This window comes from Vibrio zhanjiangensis, from assembly GCF_030161235.1.
Classification (GTDB): domain Bacteria; phylum Pseudomonadota; class Gammaproteobacteria; order Enterobacterales; family Vibrionaceae; genus Vibrio; species Vibrio zhanjiangensis.
This window is the reverse complement of sequence record NZ_BSPW01000021.1, coordinates 221,198-238,263: the sequence shown is the minus strand read 5'-3', so window position 1 is coordinate 238,263 and position 17,066 is coordinate 221,198. Positions and strand designations below refer to the sequence as shown.

The following is a 17,066-nucleotide window of genomic DNA, read 5'->3' as shown; positions in this document are numbered from 1 at the left end:
GCGCATCAGAAGACTCTGCCATCTCTGGCTCATCAAATTCTTCTGGCGACTCGTCGAGAGTATCGGGCTCAAGATCAGCATCTTCATCAAGCGCAGCAAGCGCTTCAGACTCAGCTTCACTGGGCGCATCAGAAGACTCCGCCATCTCTGGCTATCAAGCGCAGCAAGCGCTTCAGACTCAGCTTCACTGGGCGCATCAGAAGACTCCGCCATCTCTGGCTCATCAAATTCTTCTGGCGACTCGTCGAGAGCATCGGGCTCAAGATCGGCATCTTCATCAAGCGCAGCGGGCGCTTCAAGTTCAGCGTCTAAGGAGGTTTCGCCCTCTTCAACAGTACCTTCCAATGCCGATGACTCACCATTGCCTGTTTCTTCAGACTCTATCGACTGTTCTTGATCTTTTTTAGGAGTGCCTGCTTGCTCTTGCTGAGCAAGAATATCGTCTTCAACAGCCTCTCCACCCTCAGAAGAAGCGTTATCCGATACAGAACTAGACAAAGGATCAATATTTTCGATGTTGCCTTCAGCAACTGGGGCTTCGACGCGATCAGACGTTGATTCTTTACTTGGCTCTAACTGCGCATCTGTCTCATCGTCACCTGCACCCTCTGGAGCTGTCGCCGCATCATTTTCAGCTGGCTCTGGCTCTGGCTCTGGCTCTGGCTCTGGCTCTGGCTCTGGCTCTGGCTCTGGCTCTGGCTCTGTAGAGCCTATGTCGGTGTCAAACTGATTAACAATCTCTTCTTGACTATTTTCTTCATCAGCAGACATTTCAAGTTCATCCAGCAGAGGGTCTCCCTCAGGGGCTGCACTCAACATGTCATCCATAAAATCTTCGCTGGAAAAGTTTTCTTCAGCGGGCTGGGTTTCCTTGTTATCAACCAAGGACTCTGGAGTTTCGTCTAAACCAGTAGTTGAGGAAATATCACTCTGGCTGTCAATATCGGCCAATTCTTCAAACAGGTTGGTACCATCGTCACCAAGTTCGTCGACTAAAGGCTCCTCTTGATCATCAAGCAGAAGTTCATCTAACGTTTCAGTGGAGTCTATATCGAGGCCATCATCAGCAATAAGTTCATCAAATGAACTGTCGATATCACCAGCAAGCTCTTCAGATGAGTCACCGCTGTAGTCATCAGTAAGGACTTCATCTAGTAGGTCAGTATCACCCGGTAGCTCGGCATCATCGCTCTCATCAATGAGCTCATCCAACAAATCCGTACTGTCCTCAGAAACCTCTACAGCGTCTTCAGTAAGGCTTTCATCTAATAGGTCAGTATCACCCGGTAGCTCGACATCATCGCTCTCATCAATGAGCTCATCCAACAAATCCGTACTGTCCTCAGAAACCTGTACAGCGTCTTCAGTAAGGCCTTCATCTAGTAGGTCAGTATCACCCGGTAGCTCGACATCATCGCTCTCATCAATGAGCTCATCCAACAAATCCGTACTGTCCTCAGAAACCTGTACAGCGTCTTCAGTAAGGCCTTCATCTAGTAGGTCAGTATCACCCGGCAGCTCGACATCATCGCTTTCGTCAATGAGCTCATCCAACAAATCCGTTGCTTCAGTATCCAAATCCGTGGATACCTCTGATTCATCAAGCAAGGAATCAAAATCTAAGTCATCACCCGAGTCACTTTCACTAAACAAATCATCAAGTAAAGACTGATCTAACTCAGCGGCCCCCAAATCTTCAGAGTCTTCGTCGGAGGCTAATAAGGAATCCAATTCATTTTGAGACTCGTCGCTACCATCGGACAGATCGAAACTATCATCTTGTGCCTCTCCATCAGCAACCACTTCATCCAGCGCTCGCTCCATTTCGTCAAGACCTAGCGCACCATCTCCATCATCTGTAGTTTCATCTAATTCGGCAAGAGATTCGTCCAACTCTCCATCATCACCGATACCTGCAAAGGGATCTTCCCCATCTTCACCTTCAAGATTAAAATCAAGATCATTTTCTTCTAGGTCTGCGAAGACATCATCTTCATCCGAGTCTCCTTCTTCAAGTTCATCAGAGAACAACTGTTCCTCATCTGAAGAATCTCCGAATAAATCATCATCGAGTAACAAATCGTCCTCGACATCTTCGTCGATTGGTGGAGGCGCAACTGGTGCAACAGGCGGTGCTGCCTGTTCTGTGACTGGAGCAACTTGCGATTGCTCAGTGGATTCTTTCTTACGACGACCGAGAAGCGTCATAAGTACTAAGCCAATAAGTAGCCCCGGAACAATAGCCATAACCGCAACAAAGGCGGTACTAGAAAGTAAATCATCCAACGCAGAAGGCTTGAGTCTTTGCTCTTCAGCTAATCTTTCTCGCTCGGCTTCTATTAATTTTTCAACTTCACTACGAATACGTGATTCGTCACCAAGCTCATCTTTTAGTACGTCGACTTCTGACTGAACGTCAGCCAACATCAGTCTAAGTCTATGATTTTTTTCCTCTAACGCCAGCAGTTCACTCTCAGAGTTTTCAAGTTGCTTTTCTAACGTTGTTACTTGATGTTTATGCTCTTTTTGGACAATGTTTTCTAAGTTACTTTTAGGTTTTTCGGTACTTTCATTACCCGTGGATTCATTGGGCATGGTCCCTTGTTCAACTGGAGAGGTCTGTGGAGGTTGAGACTTTTCCTGAGGCTGTGGCCGGCTGGCAACGGCGTTACCCGATAAACGAGCCTGATGAGCCGCCATTATATTGACCGCTTCTTGAGTAGACACACTTTGCGTTTGAGCAAGTGATGGAATGCGAAGTGTACTGCCGGGAATCAATTCATGGATGTTTTGATTGGCAAAAGCTTGTGGATTAAGTTGGTATACGGCAAGTAGCGTTTGCTGGACAGTAACATTGGCTGAAGGACGTATACGACTTGCAATAGACCAAAGCGTTTCTTGAGATGTAGTCGGTCCATAGAACCGTGACGGCTCATTGATATTGCGCCTTTGTTGTGGAACAGAGTCAGAATACCTTGGCGCAGCTTGAAACTCGCCGTCTGGTCCCGTTAGACGAATGTTTTCCGCACTGACAATCGATGTCTGAGTCATGACCGCCAAAGCAAAAAGCAGTACTAGACACTTAAAAATTCGAAGCATAGAAGGCTCAGCTATGTGCTCAATAAATTTTACTGTAATAATCTGTTAAATATATCGGATAAACACGCTAAAACTATAGACGTATAGCTAAAAAATGTGTGGCTAGCGCCATATTCACACTAATCTTTCGCTAATTTTGGAAATTAGATTAAAAAAGCCTCACGTGAACGTCAGGCTTTGCTATGACACTTATCTGGCTAAATATCCACAATCACATTTATCACGTTAGTAGTAGTCTCGAATTAACACTTCTGCAATCTGGACAGCGTTAGTTGCGGCACCTTTACGCACATTATCGGCAACCACCCACAAATTAAGGCCACTATGATGACTAATATCGTTACGAATCCGCCCAACCATAACATGATCTTTCCCCACAGAGTCACGCACTTGTGTTGGAAAGTCTTCACCTTGAAAGACTTCGATACCCTCGGTCTGCTCGAGTAAATTAATGACATCCTGCGCATCGATAGGTGAACGAGTTTCGATATGAACAGACTCAGCATGGCCATAAAATACTGGCACACGTACACATGTCGGATTAACCGTAATCGCAGCATCATTGAAAATCTTCTGTGTTTCCCACACCATTTTCATTTCCTCTTTGGTGTAGCCGTTATCCATAAACTTATCTATTTGTGGGATACAGTTAAAAGCAATTTGCTGTGAAAATTGTTCATTTTCTGCAGGTAAACCGTTAAGTAACTTAGCCGTTTGGCCAGCGAGTTCATCAACCCCAGACTTTCCTGCTCCAGAAACTGACTGATATGTTGAAACATTGATTCGGTCGATACCAACAGCATCATAAATTGGCTTTAAAGCAACAAGCATTTGGATTGTTGAGCAGTTTGGATTGGCAATAATATTACGATTACGAAATTCAGCAATAGCCTCAGGATTAACCTCAGGAACAACAAGAGGTACATCGTAGTCATATCGAAAGTTGGATGTATTATCAATGACAATCACACCTTCTTCAGCTGCAATCGGCGCCCATTTGGCAGAAAGGTCCCCACCAGCAGAAAATAGACCAATATGAGCTTGAGACCAATCAAAGTTTTCAACATTTTCAACTCTTACTGTTTTACCATTAAAGCGATAGGTTTTTCCTTCACTTCGTTCACTAGCCAAAAGGAAAATATCGCCAACAGGAAACTTACGCTCCTGAAGTACTTCCAAAATAGCTTCACCTACTGCCCCAGTAGCGCCTAAAACGACAACATTATATTTTTGGCTCATTGACTCACCTCAATTTGAAAACCTAATTCTGCTAGTGGCCCAAGATTTGTTTCTGTATTGCCTCTTAGCGTTACTGCACTGTATTCTCTGCGATCCCAATAGTTTTTACGCATTCTATCAAAGGCACCCTCGCTACCTATTTCACGACGGAAAAGAGCATCATCTTTGCGCACATCGTAAACAAGCTGCGTCAAGTTATGCAAAATTTCTTCATCCCATTCCCGTTCTAAGACCAATTGAGGAACGGGTGCTTTCGGCAACAGATTATTCTCTTGTACAGATAAATTTTTGTTCAAAAATTCACAATAACGATTAAAAATCATTGTTGTACCGCGAGCCTTACCCTCAAGGCCATACCCTGCTATGTGAGGGGTAGCAAATGCTAGCAAAGGCAGCAGCTCCATATCAACCTTAGGTTCAAATTCAAAAACATCGAGGGCAGCGATAAAACCATCTCGCTTGTTTAAACGCGTTTTTAACGCATCGTTATCAACTATAGGGCCTCTCGCAGCATTGATTAAAATTTGGTCGCAACGTAATTGACTCAATACGTTTTGATCGAAAAGGTGATAAGTGGGATATTCTCCATCTCGAATGATTGGAGTATGAAGCGTAATAATATCCGCTTGTTCAAGCAGTACATCTATAGGCGTAAAGACGCGTAAATCACCCGCTTTTTCTTTGGGCGGATCATTAATAAGCACCTTAATCCCAATACCTTGAAGGCATTTCTGTAAGTAGCTACCAACTTGACCAGCACCAATAATGCCAACCGTTTTATCAAAGATAGAGAAGCCGTTCTGCTGAGCCAAGACCATGATGACACTAACCACATACTCGGCAACACCGACTTTATTGCATCCTGGTGCTGCAGTAAAAAAGATGCCTTTTTTCTCAAGCAATGTCTTATCTACATGGTCCATGCCAGCGGTTGCAGTCCCGACAAACTGGAGCTTATTTGCCTTTGACAGCAAAGCCTCATTAACTTGAGTGACTGAGCGAATCATAAGTGCATCAACATCGATAAGATCGTCAGGAGTAAGTGTACGGCCGGGTTTTAGAACAACCTCCCCTATTTGACTGAACAATTGCTCAGCATAAGGCATATTTTCATCTATTAAGATTTTCATGGTTTAACAGGTTCGCAGTTAGATACTGGTACGATTGTGCAAAAAAGCACGACTGGTGTCGAGCATTAGCTAATATATGAACAAAGAGTCAGTAATCACAATGAAAATGCCCAGCATTCGCTGGGCACAATATCAGACGTCAGTATTTAAAATACTGTTCACGAAATCGTGAGATTATGCTTGGTACTTTTTGATCACTAAGGTGGCGTTTGTCCCACCGAAACCAAAACTATTTGACATCACCGTTGTTAGCTCTGTTTCACGAGTTTGCGTTACAATATCGAGCCCTTTAGCCGCTTCGTCTAGGTTTTCAATATTAATACTTGGTGCGATAAAGTTGTTATCTAGCATCAGTGTTGAATAAATAGCCTCATGAACACCTGCAGCGCCCAAAGCGTGCCCTGTCATCGCTTTCGTTGCTGAAATCGCAGGGCTGTCATTGCCAAACAGCTCTTGAATAGCGCCAAGTTCTTTAACATCACCAACAGGCGTAGACGTACCATGAGTATTGACATAGTCAATGCGATCAACATCCTGCATTGCCATCTTCATGCAACGAACCGCACCTTCACCAGAAGGAGCAACCATGTCATAGCCATCAGACGTCGCACCATAGCCCACAATCTCACCATAGATTTTTGCGCCGCGAGCTAGAGCATGCTCAAGTTCTTCAATTACAAGCATACCGCCGCCACCAGAAATGATGAAACCATCTCGTTCGGCATCATAAGTGCGCGACGCTTTTTCTGGAGTGTCATTGTATTTAGTTGAAAGAGCACCCATGGCATCAAACATCATGGTTTGTGTCCAATCTAGCTCCTCACCACCACCAGCGAAAACGATATCTTGTTTGCCTAGTTGAATAAGCTCCATCGCATGCCCAATACAATGTGCTGATGTCGCACAAGCTGAGCTCATTGAGTAGTTCACACCACGAATTTTAAAAGGTGTCGCAAGACACGCAGATACAGTCGATGACATAGTACGTGGTACCATATACGGGCCAACACGTTTGACCCCCTTCTCTCTCATCGTGTCAACCGCTAAAGCTTGGTTCAACGCAGAAGCACCGCCAGAGCCGGCAACAATACCTGTACGGTCATTGGATACCTGCTCATCAGTTAAGCCTGCATCTTCTATCGCTTGCTGCATTGATAGGTATGCATATGCAGCCGCATCACCCATAAAGCGCATCTGTTTACGGTCTATGTATTCTGCTGGGTTGATTTTTAAGTCACCCCAAACTTGAGAACGTAGGCCTTGTTCTTTGAACTGCTCAGAGGCAGTAATGCCAGATTTACCTGCTTTAAGAGACGCTAAAACTTCTTCGACGTTGTTACCGATACTTGAAACAATACCCATACCGGTGATTACGACTCGTTTCATTATGACATTCCTATAATTCAAAAATCAGCTAGATGATAACTAAGTTGTCGGTTAAAAGTGGTCAGCTTTCCCATAAAACCGTACAATCGCAACCAGTTTATTGTCTTCATCACAAAATTTCACACATTATGACTTCTATTACCAATGCTCAATTGGGCTGGAATGACTCAGGGACTCCAGTGTCAGACCAGTTCGATGATGTCTATTTCTCCAACGTTAATGGTCTGGAAGAGACACGCTACGTTTTTCTCCAACAAAATAATCTCCCTCAAAGATGGCAAGATTATGACCAACGTCGATTTGTTATAGGAGAAACAGGCTTTGGAACTGGTCTCAATTTCCTTGCTGTTTGGCAGTGGTTTGAAGAATTTAGAAGTCAAAACCCAGATTCGCCACTAAAAGAACTGCATTTTGTGAGTTTTGAGAAGTATCCTCTAAACCAAGAAGACATAATCAAAGCTCACAGCGCTTGGCCAGAGCTTGCCCAATATGCGGAGCAATTACAGCAATACTATCCCGCAGCAGTCCCTGAATGCCATCGTGTTGTGCTCGCCAATGGTATGGTGACACTTGATCTATGGTTTGGCGATATAAAAGACTGTTTACCCAAAGTCCCGGTTAGCAGAGACGGCGTAATTGATGCTTGGTTTTTAGACGGCTTTGCACCAAGCAAAAACCCTGAAATGTGGAACCAAACACTGTTTGACGGTATGGCTAGGCTGGCTAAACAACATTGTACCTGCGCTACTTTTACCTCCGCTGGTTTTGTTCGACGGGGATTAGTAGACGCGGGTTTTACGATGAAAAAAGTCAAAGGCTTTGGTACCAAACGAGAGATGATAGCTGGTCATATAGCTCAGAGACAATCATACACTAACTACAAACCTTGGTTTCAGCGCCACCGAAGCAGTTCAACTGAATCCATTGCCATTATTGGTGGGGGGATTGCCAGTGCAACGCTAGCAAAAGCACTGATACGTAGAGGACAAAGAGTCAGTTTATATTGTCAAGATCCACACCCCGCACAAGGCGCTTCAGGTAATCGCCAAGGGGCCGTATACCCCTTACTTAATGAAACACATACAGGAGTCTCAAGAGTCTTTGCGCCTGCATTTTTGTATGCTCGACAATTTATCCAGCAAGTGGCAAGTTCTGTATCATTCGACCACGATTGGTGTGGGGTTACTCAATTGATGTGGTGTGAAAAGTCACGCTCCAAACTACAGAAATTGCAAAAAGCTCATTTCTGCACTGACCTTGTCCAGTACTTAGATGCAGAGCAAACAAATGAAAAAGTTGGATTACCTGTCGATGTCGATAGCATGCACTATCCAAAAGGAGGATGGCTGTGCCCAGCCGAACTTACACAAGGGCTCGTGAGTGAATTGCTAGAACATCCCCTATTTAGCGCTCATTTTAATACCAAAATAAACGATGTGCTGCCAGACGGTGACGGTATTAAGTGGACTCTAGAAACGAAGGAACATGAATTTATTCATGATACCGTCATTGTGGCCAATGGCCACCAATTTCAGGAATTTAAACAAACCAAATCCATTCCTCTGGGTCAAGTTAAAGGGCAAGTCAGCCATATTCCAACAACCAACGATTTAAGCCGATTAAAAACCGTTGTTTGTTACGATGGTTATTTAACCCCTGTCAACGTTAACAATGGCCACCACTGCATCGGCGCAAGCTATGACAGAAACAATATTGATGACAAATTCGATCCTATTGCTCAGCAGGAAAATGCAGACAAATTAAGCAAATGTATTGCCAATCAAGATTGGCCTCAGCAAGTTAATATTTCTGGCAATTTGTCCCGTCAAGGTATTCGCTGTGTTAGCCGAGATCATCTGCCATTTCTCGGTAATGTGGGCAATTTGGATGAAATCAAACATATTTATCTAAATTTATCCAATAGCACAATAGAAAATGCAGAAGAGGTTGCTCAGTATCCCAACCTATTTTGTATGCTCGGGCTGGGATCTCGCGGATTAACCTCCTCACCTTTGCTAGCAGAAACGTTGGCATCACAGATATGCGGCGATCCTCTTCCTTTACCCATTGATGTATTGGAAGAACTTCATCCAAGTCGGATGTGGGTACGGAAACTGAGAAAGGGTAAAGCCATCACCTAATACATCATTGTTGAGATGAAAGCTCAATTGTTGGGCCTATATGCCTATCAGCCCAACAAGAGGAAACCGCCAGTAACAAGCTAAAAGGCCATAAAGTGCCTAATCCATACTCAACTGGGCCAAAGCCGTTTTTAGCTGCTCATCTAATGTTGGGTTGGTTAATTTTCCTGTTTTAAGGTCAAAATTTTCGTAAAAGCTAGCAATAGAAAGAGAAGCTTTTACTTGCGCGCCAAAGTACGGAGCTGACCCAATTGCCGCCGATAATACACTAGCAGCTCCGCCAGGCCCTGGTGAAGTGGAAAGGTAAACCGCTGGCTTATCTGCAAACACATTTCTTTCAATTCGCGTGGCCCAATCGAAGAGGTTTTTGTATGCCGCGGTATATGAACCATTGTGCTCGGCAAAAGAAATGATCAGAACATCAGCCCAAGCAATATCTGATAAAAATGCCTTTGCGCCGGCGGCTTGGCCAATTTCTTTCTCTTTGTCTTCACTAAACAAAGGGACTTCATAATCATTGAGATTTAAAACCTTAATTTCAGCACCAGAGATCAAATCAGCCGCATAACTAGCCAGCGTTTTGTTAATCGAGGTCGAACTGCTTGACGCTCCAAAAGCAACAACTTTCATGAATAAACTCCTTGTTATCATTCATTATACAAACAAGAGAATATCGATAGATACTCGCTCTAACAACAACAAAAAACACAACAGAATATTCAAAAATTTCGAACAACCTACAATATTATCGATGCTGTATTCGACTATGACTGGTTGACCAATTCAATCCAAAGATCATGAACAATAGTTCGGTCAGCTGGGGTCAACTCAGAGCGTGCAGCATCTAAACTCGCTTGTATGCGCCGTTTCAACTCATCAATATCATTGATACCTTCCTCTTCACACGATGCGGCAGACAAAGAGATATGACCTCGTAAATAGCCTCCAGCAAATAATTCGTCATCGGAAGCAGTGGAAATTCTTGCATCAATCAGCTCCAAGAGCTGCTCTTCATATTCAATAATCATTTGGGACTTATGCCTAATCAGTTTGCTTCTCAAAAAGAATGGCAAGCTTCTCACATTGAGAATTTCAACGCAAATCCCTGTAATATCAATACCTCGCATTCTGGCATGCCGTGTGCAATTAAGCTGATATTCAAGTCAGATTAGCGAGGAAGCATCGATGAAAATAAAGCCTTTGGCAATGAAAGTCTCTTTACTTACGTTGGCACTGAGTCAGAGTACCTACGCACTCGCAGAGACTCCTTTCACGTCATGTCCAACGCAGGCATTTCTCATCCAAAACCCCACTGGTACACCAGTCTCCTATGGAGTAAACATTGATGTAGGAAGCTACGTCACGCTTGACTCAAATTTAGGTGCCGCGAAAATAAATGGGGTTGGTTATAGCAAGCACGATGACTTTATTTATGGCTGGGATTATGGAACCAAATCTCTTTCTCGCATTGACTCAACATTCACTAAAACATTATTGAGCGTCACGAAACCCTCTGGCGCCCCAGCCGCTATATATGTTGGTGATGTATCCTTGGATGAAAACGCTTGGTATGGATATAAACCCAATTACGGTCTTTATCGCATCGATTTAGACACATTAATCATGGAGCTTACTTCACCGCCAAGCCGATTTGGAAACCCAGCGATTTTCGACTTAGCCTTTCATCCAGATAATGCTTTAGCCTATTCAGTTGACTCTAATGGTTACCTATGGGAGATCAACGTCAATACAGGCACAACGACAAGGCTGAATCAATTACTCAACAAGAATGCACTTGGCTATAAACTCACTTTCGGCGCTGTATATTTTGATGTGGACGGTAACTTTTATGCCAGTAACAACAGCAACGGCTACGTGTTCAAAATCAGCATCAATGGTACCAGCTCTTCCGCTGAATTTTTTGCCTATGGCCCATCAAGCAACTCGAATGATGGTGCACGCTGCGCTCTAGCCCCAGTTGAACCCACAGAGTATACAGACTTTGGTGATGCACCAGATAGCTACCAAACTATGTTCGCATCATCAGGTGCTCGTCACGGTATGACAGATCTTAAGTTAGGCTCAGTTATCGATGGAGAAACCGATGGTAGTCCATACCCACTGAGTGACGATGTCTCAGACGGCTCAGATGACGACGATGGTATCCAATTCCCAGTGCCAATTCAGGTAGGTCAAACGAGTAAAATCATAGCCACCGCATCAGGTACTGGTAACGACTCAGTGTTGAATGCATGGATAGATTTTGACCGTGACGGTGTATTTGAGTCGAGTGAGAAGATTATAAGTGATCATTCAATGACAAACTCCACCAGTAATATCTTCTTTTCGGTGCCAACTTGGGCTGTGACAGGAGAAACTTGGGCTCGTTTTAGGATATCCAACACCTCTGGTATAGGTCCCACAGGAGGCGTCCCCTCAGGCGAGGTCGAAGACTATCAAGTAGACATTACCGAAAGTGGTGTCGTCACTGAGATCTATCCTAGTGGAGGCGGCTATACCTCCTTTGCTTATGAAGACCAGTACCCTATGCGGGGGGACTATGACATGAACGATGTCCTCATGAATGTGAAATACACAGAGTATCAGCTCAATAACCAAGTTATAAGAATGAAAATCGAGGGTAAACTTGCTGCCCTTGGAGGAGATAATCACTCAGGTTTTGCAATTCGTCTCCCCAATATCGCTAAGGAAGACATCAAATCCGACTCAGTGCAACTATACGTAAACAACCAAATCAAATCAGGTACTGTCCTTGAAACCGATACGAACGATGCGGTATTCATCATTCAAGACGACCTAAAAGATATAGTCGAGTCAGGTGAAGCAGAGCTTTGTACTATGTTCAGAACCCAAGAAAATTGTGGTACTGCATACCGACCAAACTGGACGCTTACCTTCTCATTTAGCAATGCCGTAAACAACTCTGATATGCCAAGCTTTCCTTACGATCCCTTCATCTTCGCTGCTCCTGGTCACTACTACGGTGATATTGGTCACGAGGTCTCTGGAGGATACCCTGGTAGAGGCTTAGAAATTCATCTCAAAAACCAGTCTCCAACCAGCAAGTTTGACACTCGCTACAAATCCTATGGGGTAGATGCATCAAGCGGTGATACTCACTATCACGATGAAAAAGGCCTCCCTTGGGCAATAGAGATACCCATTTCATGGAAACACCCCTATGAACAAATCAACATTCTAGAGGCCTATGACAAATTTGACGAATACGCTCAAGATTCGAGTGGACGTACTGAGCCTACTTGGTATCAAAACTACCAAAACAGCAAAATATTCATAGATTAGAGGGGACGGAGCTATGCATAACATACATATAAAAGTGTTACTTGGGTTTGCGATGCTGATGACCATCTCCGGTTGCGGTGGCGGTGGCGGTGGCGGTGAAACTAGCAGCGGATCAATCAACTCAACAGCTAGCTCAACACCCAGCGCTGTCACAGCCAGCACAACTCGTATCGCCGATATCCAAATCGACCACAGCAATAACTTGGCTTCAGTGTATGATGTTGAGATTACAGTTTCTCTGCCACATCTCGCCGCTTCTCAAGTCTACATATCCGTTTGTGATAATGCTGGCGGTGGTATTGAATCTATCAACTATGACAACTGTCTGCTCAAAGCGGCTCTACAATCAGGGGCCGGTAATTATCAACTGCGAGTTCCAAACCACTGCGAATCACTGATTGCGGTCGTGAACATCATGGAACCCAATACCAATCCCTTAATTTACACATTAAGCCACAACAACCAAGCCGAAACGACCTGGCTCATTCAGTGAAAGCAAAATTCAGTCCCAAGCGAGCCATGCGACATGGCTCGTTTTATTTGATTTCAAACATTGAGTAATCCAGTTCTGGTTGATTATAAAACTGCCTCAAAGCGTCAGAAAGAAGGCTAACTCGCAGAGGAAAACCACTCACAAAAATTCTGCCTACCTCTTGGTGTACTTTGTTCATAAAAGCCAACCGATCAGGTTCAAATTCACCGTTAAGATTGTCGCAGCTTACAGTAAACGGAAAGCCCGCACTCATAGATAGTATCCATTCATAGGCCTGAGGGCGTATTTCTACTTTTTCAAATTCAGCTTGAGCACTTTCTGTACGGCCGTCAGGCTCATACCAATATCCAAAGTCTTCCAATAAGCGTCTTTTTGGCCCTGCTACACACCAATGGGCAATCTCATGAAGTGCAGATGCATAAAATCCGCGAGCAAAAATAATTCTATGATTCGCATGTGTTTCATCGGCTGGCAGGTATATCGGCTCATCACCTCCAAGCTCCAAGCGAGTGTTGTACTCAGGAAGAAAGATATGATTAAAAATATTGATTAGATCTTGATAGTGATGACTCATTCTTCAAACGTTGTGTTAAATACAGCTATGGGTATTCTCTCACTTTAACTTTTCGTTGTAACCACCGACTTATTAACATTAGAAATATTTATGCTAAAAGCGCTTTTTTTGTGAGAAAATATCATTCGTCATAGATCACATTTCACAATAGAATCCTATTGACTAAGTTTTCAATAGAAAGTTTACCAACCTCATCACCTAGGGTGAAACAATGTTATTAAGTATTTTGTATATCATTGGCATCACGGCTGAAGCCATGACCGGAGCATTAAGTGCTGGCCGGAGAAAAATGGATTGGTTTGGTGTTATGCTTGTGGCTAGCGCTACAGCCATCGGTGGTGGGACCGTACGCGATATCCTGCTGGGCCACTACCCACTTGGCTGGGTTGAACACCCTCACTTTCTCGCAATCACCTGTATTGCGGGTATAGTCACAACTGGCTTAGCTAAGTGGATTATAAAGCTAAAAGGGCTTTTTATCCGCCTAGACGCACTGGGTTTAATTGTGTTCAGCATTATAGGAACTAAGATTGCTGTGGGTATGGGTCTCCATCCACTAATTTGTATTGTATCCGCGTTGGTCACTGGTGTATTTGGAGGCCTACTACGAGATTTAATCTGTCGCCAAACGCCTTTAGTCCTGCATGAAGAGCTGTATGCCTCTGTCGCGATCATATCATCAGGATTATATCTCTCTCTTACTGAATTTGGCATTAATGACGTTACGGCAACTATAACCACATTGGTAGTGGGTTATCTCATTCGTATGGCTGCGGTGCGCTTTAAGTGGCGCTTACCTTCTTTTCACCTTGAGAGCGAAAGCTCACTTCACTAAGTAGCAAAACAATAAATGAAAATGGCTCCTTAGAAGGAGCCACTTAGTTTAAATTTTAGGTGTATCAGTATTAACCCCATGATTCTGGCCACGATGGCGCAGTAAATGGTCCATAACGACTATGGCCAACATAGCTTCTGCAATCGGTACCGCTCGAATACCCACACATGGATCATGTCGACCTTTCGTTATGAGCTGGGTAGGCTCACCATGCTTAGTAATGGTATCTCCAGGCACTGTAATACTCGATGTAGGCTTAAGCGCAATATTCGCAACAATATCTTGACCGGTAGAGATGCCGCCGAGAATACCACCAGCATGATTACTACCAAAACCATCAGGGGAAAGGGTATCTCGGTGCTGGCTGCCTTTCTGGCTAACCACATCAAACCCATCACCAATTTCCACACCTTTAACAGCATTAATACTCATTAAGGCATGCGCGATATCTGCATCTAAGCGATCAAAAACAGGTTCTCCCAAACCGACAGGAACATTGGTTGCGACAACTTGCAGTTTTGCGCCAATTGAATCACCTTGTTTCTTGAGATCTCGTATCAATTGGTCAAAGGCTTCAACTTTACTGGCATCTGGACAGAAAAAAGCATTGTTCTCAATTTCAGCCCAATCTACACTATCAATCGAGACATCACCCATTTGTGAAAGGTAAGCGCGAATTTCAATACCAAATTCTTGTTTGAGGTACTTTTTGGCCACAGCACCAGCAGCCACTCTCATTGCGGTTTCACGAGCTGAAGAACGACCTCCACCACGATAATCACGGATACCATACTTTTGGTGATAGGTGTAATCAGCGTGTCCAGGACGGAATTTATCTTTAATCTCTGAATAGTCTTTCGAGCGTTGATCTGTATTCTCAATGAGCAAACCAATCGATGTTCCTGTTGTTTTACCTTCAAATACTCCAGAAAGAATTTTTACTTCATCAGGCTCTCGACGCTGGGTAGTATAACGGGAAGTTCCAGGACGGCGGCGGTCAAGATCCACCTGAATATCTGATTCGGTAATTTCTAACCCCGGAGGACACCCATCAATAATGCAACCCAATGCGATACCGTGACTTTCTCCAAATGTGGTGACTCGGAAATGTTGTCCGATACTGTTTCCTGCCATTACTTCCTCTACCTCAGACTGTAAATAATAACTTACACTTTAAATTTTAATAATTTCATAGTCGCTTGATTAGTGATTGATGTAAAGCCCTAAACCGATCTATTTTTCGATTAGGATACCAAAACGCCAAGCTAGGATTGGCTTGGCGCTACTCATAAAATCAAACGATTCGAACTCACTAGTCTTTGTAGATGGAAAACTCTTGAGCATGTTCAAGCAATTGGGCTCGTGTCAGCATAAACACACCATGGCCTCCATTCTCAAATTCAATCCAAGTAAATGGAATATGTGAATATTGCTCCATCATATGAACCATTGAATTACCGACCTCGCAGATAAGTATCCCTTTTTCTGTTAAGTAATCAGGTGCATTCGCAAGAATACGCCTTACTATCTTCAATCCATCCGTTCCAGCGGCTAAACCCAGCTCGGGTTCATGGGTAAACTCATCAGGCAAACTATTCATATCTTCTTCATCAACATAAGGCGGATTCGAAACAATGAGGTTGTATTGCTCTTTATTGAGATCCCTAAACAGATCCGAACGAATAGGAAACACCTGCTGATCCATTCCATGATCCTGTATATTTTGTTCCGCCACCTGCAATGCATCAGAAGAAATATCAATGGCGTCCACTTCAGCCTCAGGGAAAGCATGGGCGCACGCAATCGCAATACATCCACTCCCAGTGCAAAGATCCATTATCCGGGTCGGTTGTTCAATAAGCCAAGGTTGAAAATCGGCTTGAATGAGCTCCCCGATTGGAGAACGTGGAATAAGGACTCTCTCATCAACAAAGAATTCCAAACCACAAAACCATGCACGATTGGTTAAATAAGCCGTTGGCGTTCGCTCGTTGATACGCTTTACGACCCTTTCGACAACACGTAGCCTTTCACTGCTGGTTAAGCGAGAATTCAAAGCGTGCGGAGGAACATCAATAGGTAAATACAGGGTAGGAAGAATAAGTTGTAACGCCTCATCCCATGCGTTATCAGTACCTTGTCCATAAAATAGGTTCGCAGCATTGAAGCGACTTACCGTCCAACGAATTACATCCTGAAGCGTGTGTAACTCAGACACAGCCTCTTCCACAAAAATCTTATCCAAAATTGCCTCCGAAAAGCGCTACAATACTGCCAATAGCATTTTATTTAAGTATCAATCACCGAATGAGCAAGAAAGACACCGAAATTAATGACGATTTCGCCCTTTTTAGGGATGCAGTACAAGGCGTTAAAAAGTTGCGTCAGGATACCATAGTCCAGCAAACAAAAAAAAACACTAAACAAAAAGAAACCATTCGCCAAGCCCGTGAGGCAAGCGATACCGAGTTTTACTTTTCTGACGAATTTGTGCCTTTGCTAAATGAACAAGGACCCACTCGTTATGCTCGAGATGACGTTTCTCAATACGAAGTAAAACGTCTCAGACGAGGTGTCTATGTTCCAGATGTATTTCTAGATATGCATGGTATGACACAGAATGAAGCCAAACGCGAACTCGGCGCAATGATCGCCTACTGCATCAAAAATGAAGTCAGTTGTGCCTGTGTTCAACATGGTATAGGCAAACATATCCTAAAACAGAAGACACCATTGTGGTTAGCTCAACATCCAGACGTTATGGCTTTTCATCAAGCACCTTTGGAATTCGGTGGTGATGGAGCACTGCTGGTCTTGCTTTCGATACCAGAAAAATGACAACATT

The 17,066-nt window shown here is 43.8% G+C and carries 14 protein-coding genes; 5 read left to right on the top strand and 9 right to left on the bottom strand.

The features are described from left to right. From QQK21_RS06045 to fabB, 4 genes are all read right to left on the bottom strand, one after another. The coding region (locus QQK21_RS06045) for a FimV/HubP family polar landmark protein (protein ID WP_284191296.1) at positions 1-3,099 on the bottom strand (3,099 nt) is incomplete at its 3' end. Positions 3,100-3,324: 225 nt separating this feature from the next. Beyond that, positions 3,325-4,338, bottom strand: a complete 1,014-nt coding sequence (locus tag QQK21_RS06040; RefSeq protein ID WP_284191295.1) for an aspartate-semialdehyde dehydrogenase — start codon at positions 4,336-4,338, stop codon at positions 3,325-3,327. Continuing rightward, complete coding sequence (locus QQK21_RS06035) at positions 4,335-5,468, bottom strand: 4-phosphoerythronate dehydrogenase (RefSeq protein WP_284191294.1); 1,134 nt, start codon at positions 5,466-5,468, stop codon at positions 4,335-4,337. The genes QQK21_RS06040 and QQK21_RS06035 overlap by 4 nt, the downstream gene beginning before the upstream one ends. A gap of 174 nt (positions 5,469-5,642) precedes the next feature. Next, entirely contained in the window at positions 5,643-6,854 is a 1,212-nt protein-coding gene (fabB, locus tag QQK21_RS06030) for a beta-ketoacyl-ACP synthase I (RefSeq protein ID WP_284191293.1), read from the bottom strand. A 128-nt stretch (positions 6,855-6,982) separates the two neighbouring features. Between fabB and mnmC the strand changes: the two genes are divergently transcribed. Then, positions 6,983-8,995 (top strand): bifunctional tRNA (5-methylaminomethyl-2-thiouridine)(34)-methyltransferase MnmC2/FAD-dependent 5-carboxymethylaminomethyl-2-thiouridine(34) oxidoreductase MnmC1, encoded by a 2,013-nt coding sequence (mnmC, locus tag QQK21_RS06025; RefSeq protein WP_284191292.1) that lies wholly within the window; start codon positions 6,983-6,985, stop codon positions 8,993-8,995. A gap of 99 nt (positions 8,996-9,094) precedes the next feature. Here the strand turns inward: mnmC and QQK21_RS06020 are convergent, their stop codons facing one another. Next, entirely contained in the window at positions 9,095-9,625 is a 531-nt protein-coding gene (locus tag QQK21_RS06020; protein WP_284191291.1) for an NADPH-dependent FMN reductase, read from the bottom strand. A 134-nt stretch (positions 9,626-9,759) separates the two neighbouring features. Next, positions 9,760-10,023, bottom strand: a complete 264-nt coding sequence (locus tag QQK21_RS06015) for a YfcL family protein (protein WP_284191290.1) — start codon at positions 10,021-10,023, stop codon at positions 9,760-9,762. 157 nt (positions 10,024-10,180) lie between these two features. Between QQK21_RS06015 and QQK21_RS06010 the strand changes: the two genes are divergently transcribed. Together QQK21_RS06010 and QQK21_RS06005 are read left to right on the top strand one after the other, a co-directional pair. After that, entirely contained in the window at positions 10,181-12,319 is a 2,139-nt protein-coding gene (locus QQK21_RS06010) for an LruC domain-containing protein (protein WP_284191289.1), read from the top strand. 13 nt (positions 12,320-12,332) lie between these two features. After that, positions 12,333-12,812, top strand: coding sequence for a hypothetical protein (locus QQK21_RS06005; protein ID WP_284191288.1), 480 nt, complete (start codon positions 12,333-12,335; stop codon positions 12,810-12,812). 43 nt (positions 12,813-12,855) lie between these two features. Here the strand turns inward: QQK21_RS06005 and QQK21_RS06000 are convergent, their stop codons facing one another. After that, on the bottom strand, positions 12,856-13,386 hold the full coding sequence (locus QQK21_RS06000; protein ID WP_284191287.1) for an elongation factor P hydroxylase: 531 nt from the start codon (positions 13,384-13,386) through the stop codon (positions 12,856-12,858). 211 nt (positions 13,387-13,597) lie between these two features. Here QQK21_RS06000 and QQK21_RS05995 point away from each other — a divergent pair, with 211 nt between their 5' ends. Further along, a complete protein-coding gene (locus tag QQK21_RS05995) occupies positions 13,598-14,221 on the top strand; it encodes a trimeric intracellular cation channel family protein (RefSeq protein ID WP_284191286.1) in 624 nt (207 codons plus the stop codon). Between the two features lie 48 nt (positions 14,222-14,269). On the opposite strand, the gene aroC is transcribed toward QQK21_RS05995, so the two are convergent. Both aroC and prmB read right to left on the bottom strand, forming a co-directional pair. After that, on the bottom strand, positions 14,270-15,355 hold the full coding sequence (aroC, locus tag QQK21_RS05990) for a chorismate synthase (protein ID WP_284191285.1): 1,086 nt from the start codon (positions 15,353-15,355) through the stop codon (positions 14,270-14,272). 178 nt (positions 15,356-15,533) lie between these two features. Beyond that, positions 15,534-16,466 carry a 50S ribosomal protein L3 N(5)-glutamine methyltransferase gene (gene prmB / locus QQK21_RS05985; RefSeq protein ID WP_284191284.1) on the bottom strand — a complete coding sequence of 311 codons (933 nt, stop codon included), beginning with the start codon at positions 16,464-16,466 and terminating at the stop codon, positions 15,534-15,536. Positions 16,467-16,528: 62 nt separating this feature from the next. Here prmB and smrB point away from each other — a divergent pair, with 62 nt between their 5' ends. Next, on the top strand, positions 16,529-17,059 hold the full coding sequence (smrB, locus tag QQK21_RS05980; RefSeq protein ID WP_284191283.1) for an endonuclease SmrB: 531 nt from the start codon (positions 16,529-16,531) through the stop codon (positions 17,057-17,059). Positions 17,060-17,066: the final 7 nt, after the last annotated feature.

What these genes read in the sequence shown, in the direction of transcription:
- smrB (WP_284191283.1), top strand. Translation starts at nt 16,529, where the DNA reads ATGAGCAAGAAAGACACCGAAATTAATGACGATTTCGCCCTTTTTAGG.
- QQK21_RS06015 (WP_284191290.1), bottom strand. Translation starts at nt 10,023, where the DNA reads ATGATTATTGAATATGAAGAGCAGCTCTTGGAGCTGATTGATGCAAGA.
- aroC (WP_284191285.1), bottom strand. Translation starts at nt 15,355, where the DNA reads ATGGCAGGAAACAGTATCGGACAACATTTCCGAGTCACCACATTTGGA.
- QQK21_RS05995 (WP_284191286.1), top strand. Translation starts at nt 13,598, where the DNA reads ATGTTATTAAGTATTTTGTATATCATTGGCATCACGGCTGAAGCCATG.
- QQK21_RS06010 (WP_284191289.1), top strand. Translation starts at nt 10,181, where the DNA reads ATGAAAATAAAGCCTTTGGCAATGAAAGTCTCTTTACTTACGTTGGCA.
- mnmC (WP_284191292.1), top strand. Translation starts at nt 6,983, where the DNA reads ATGACTTCTATTACCAATGCTCAATTGGGCTGGAATGACTCAGGGACT.
- QQK21_RS06000 (WP_284191287.1), bottom strand. Translation starts at nt 13,386, where the DNA reads ATGAGTCATCACTATCAAGATCTAATCAATATTTTTAATCATATCTTT.
- QQK21_RS06005 (WP_284191288.1), top strand. Translation starts at nt 12,333, where the DNA reads ATGCATAACATACATATAAAAGTGTTACTTGGGTTTGCGATGCTGATG.
- QQK21_RS06040 (WP_284191295.1), bottom strand. Translation starts at nt 4,338, where the DNA reads ATGAGCCAAAAATATAATGTTGTCGTTTTAGGCGCTACTGGGGCAGTA.
- QQK21_RS06035 (WP_284191294.1), bottom strand. Translation starts at nt 5,468, where the DNA reads ATGAAAATCTTAATAGATGAAAATATGCCTTATGCTGAGCAATTGTTC.
- QQK21_RS06020 (WP_284191291.1), bottom strand. Translation starts at nt 9,625, where the DNA reads ATGAAAGTTGTTGCTTTTGGAGCGTCAAGCAGTTCGACCTCGATTAAC.
- fabB (WP_284191293.1), bottom strand. Translation starts at nt 6,854, where the DNA reads ATGAAACGAGTCGTAATCACCGGTATGGGTATTGTTTCAAGTATCGGT.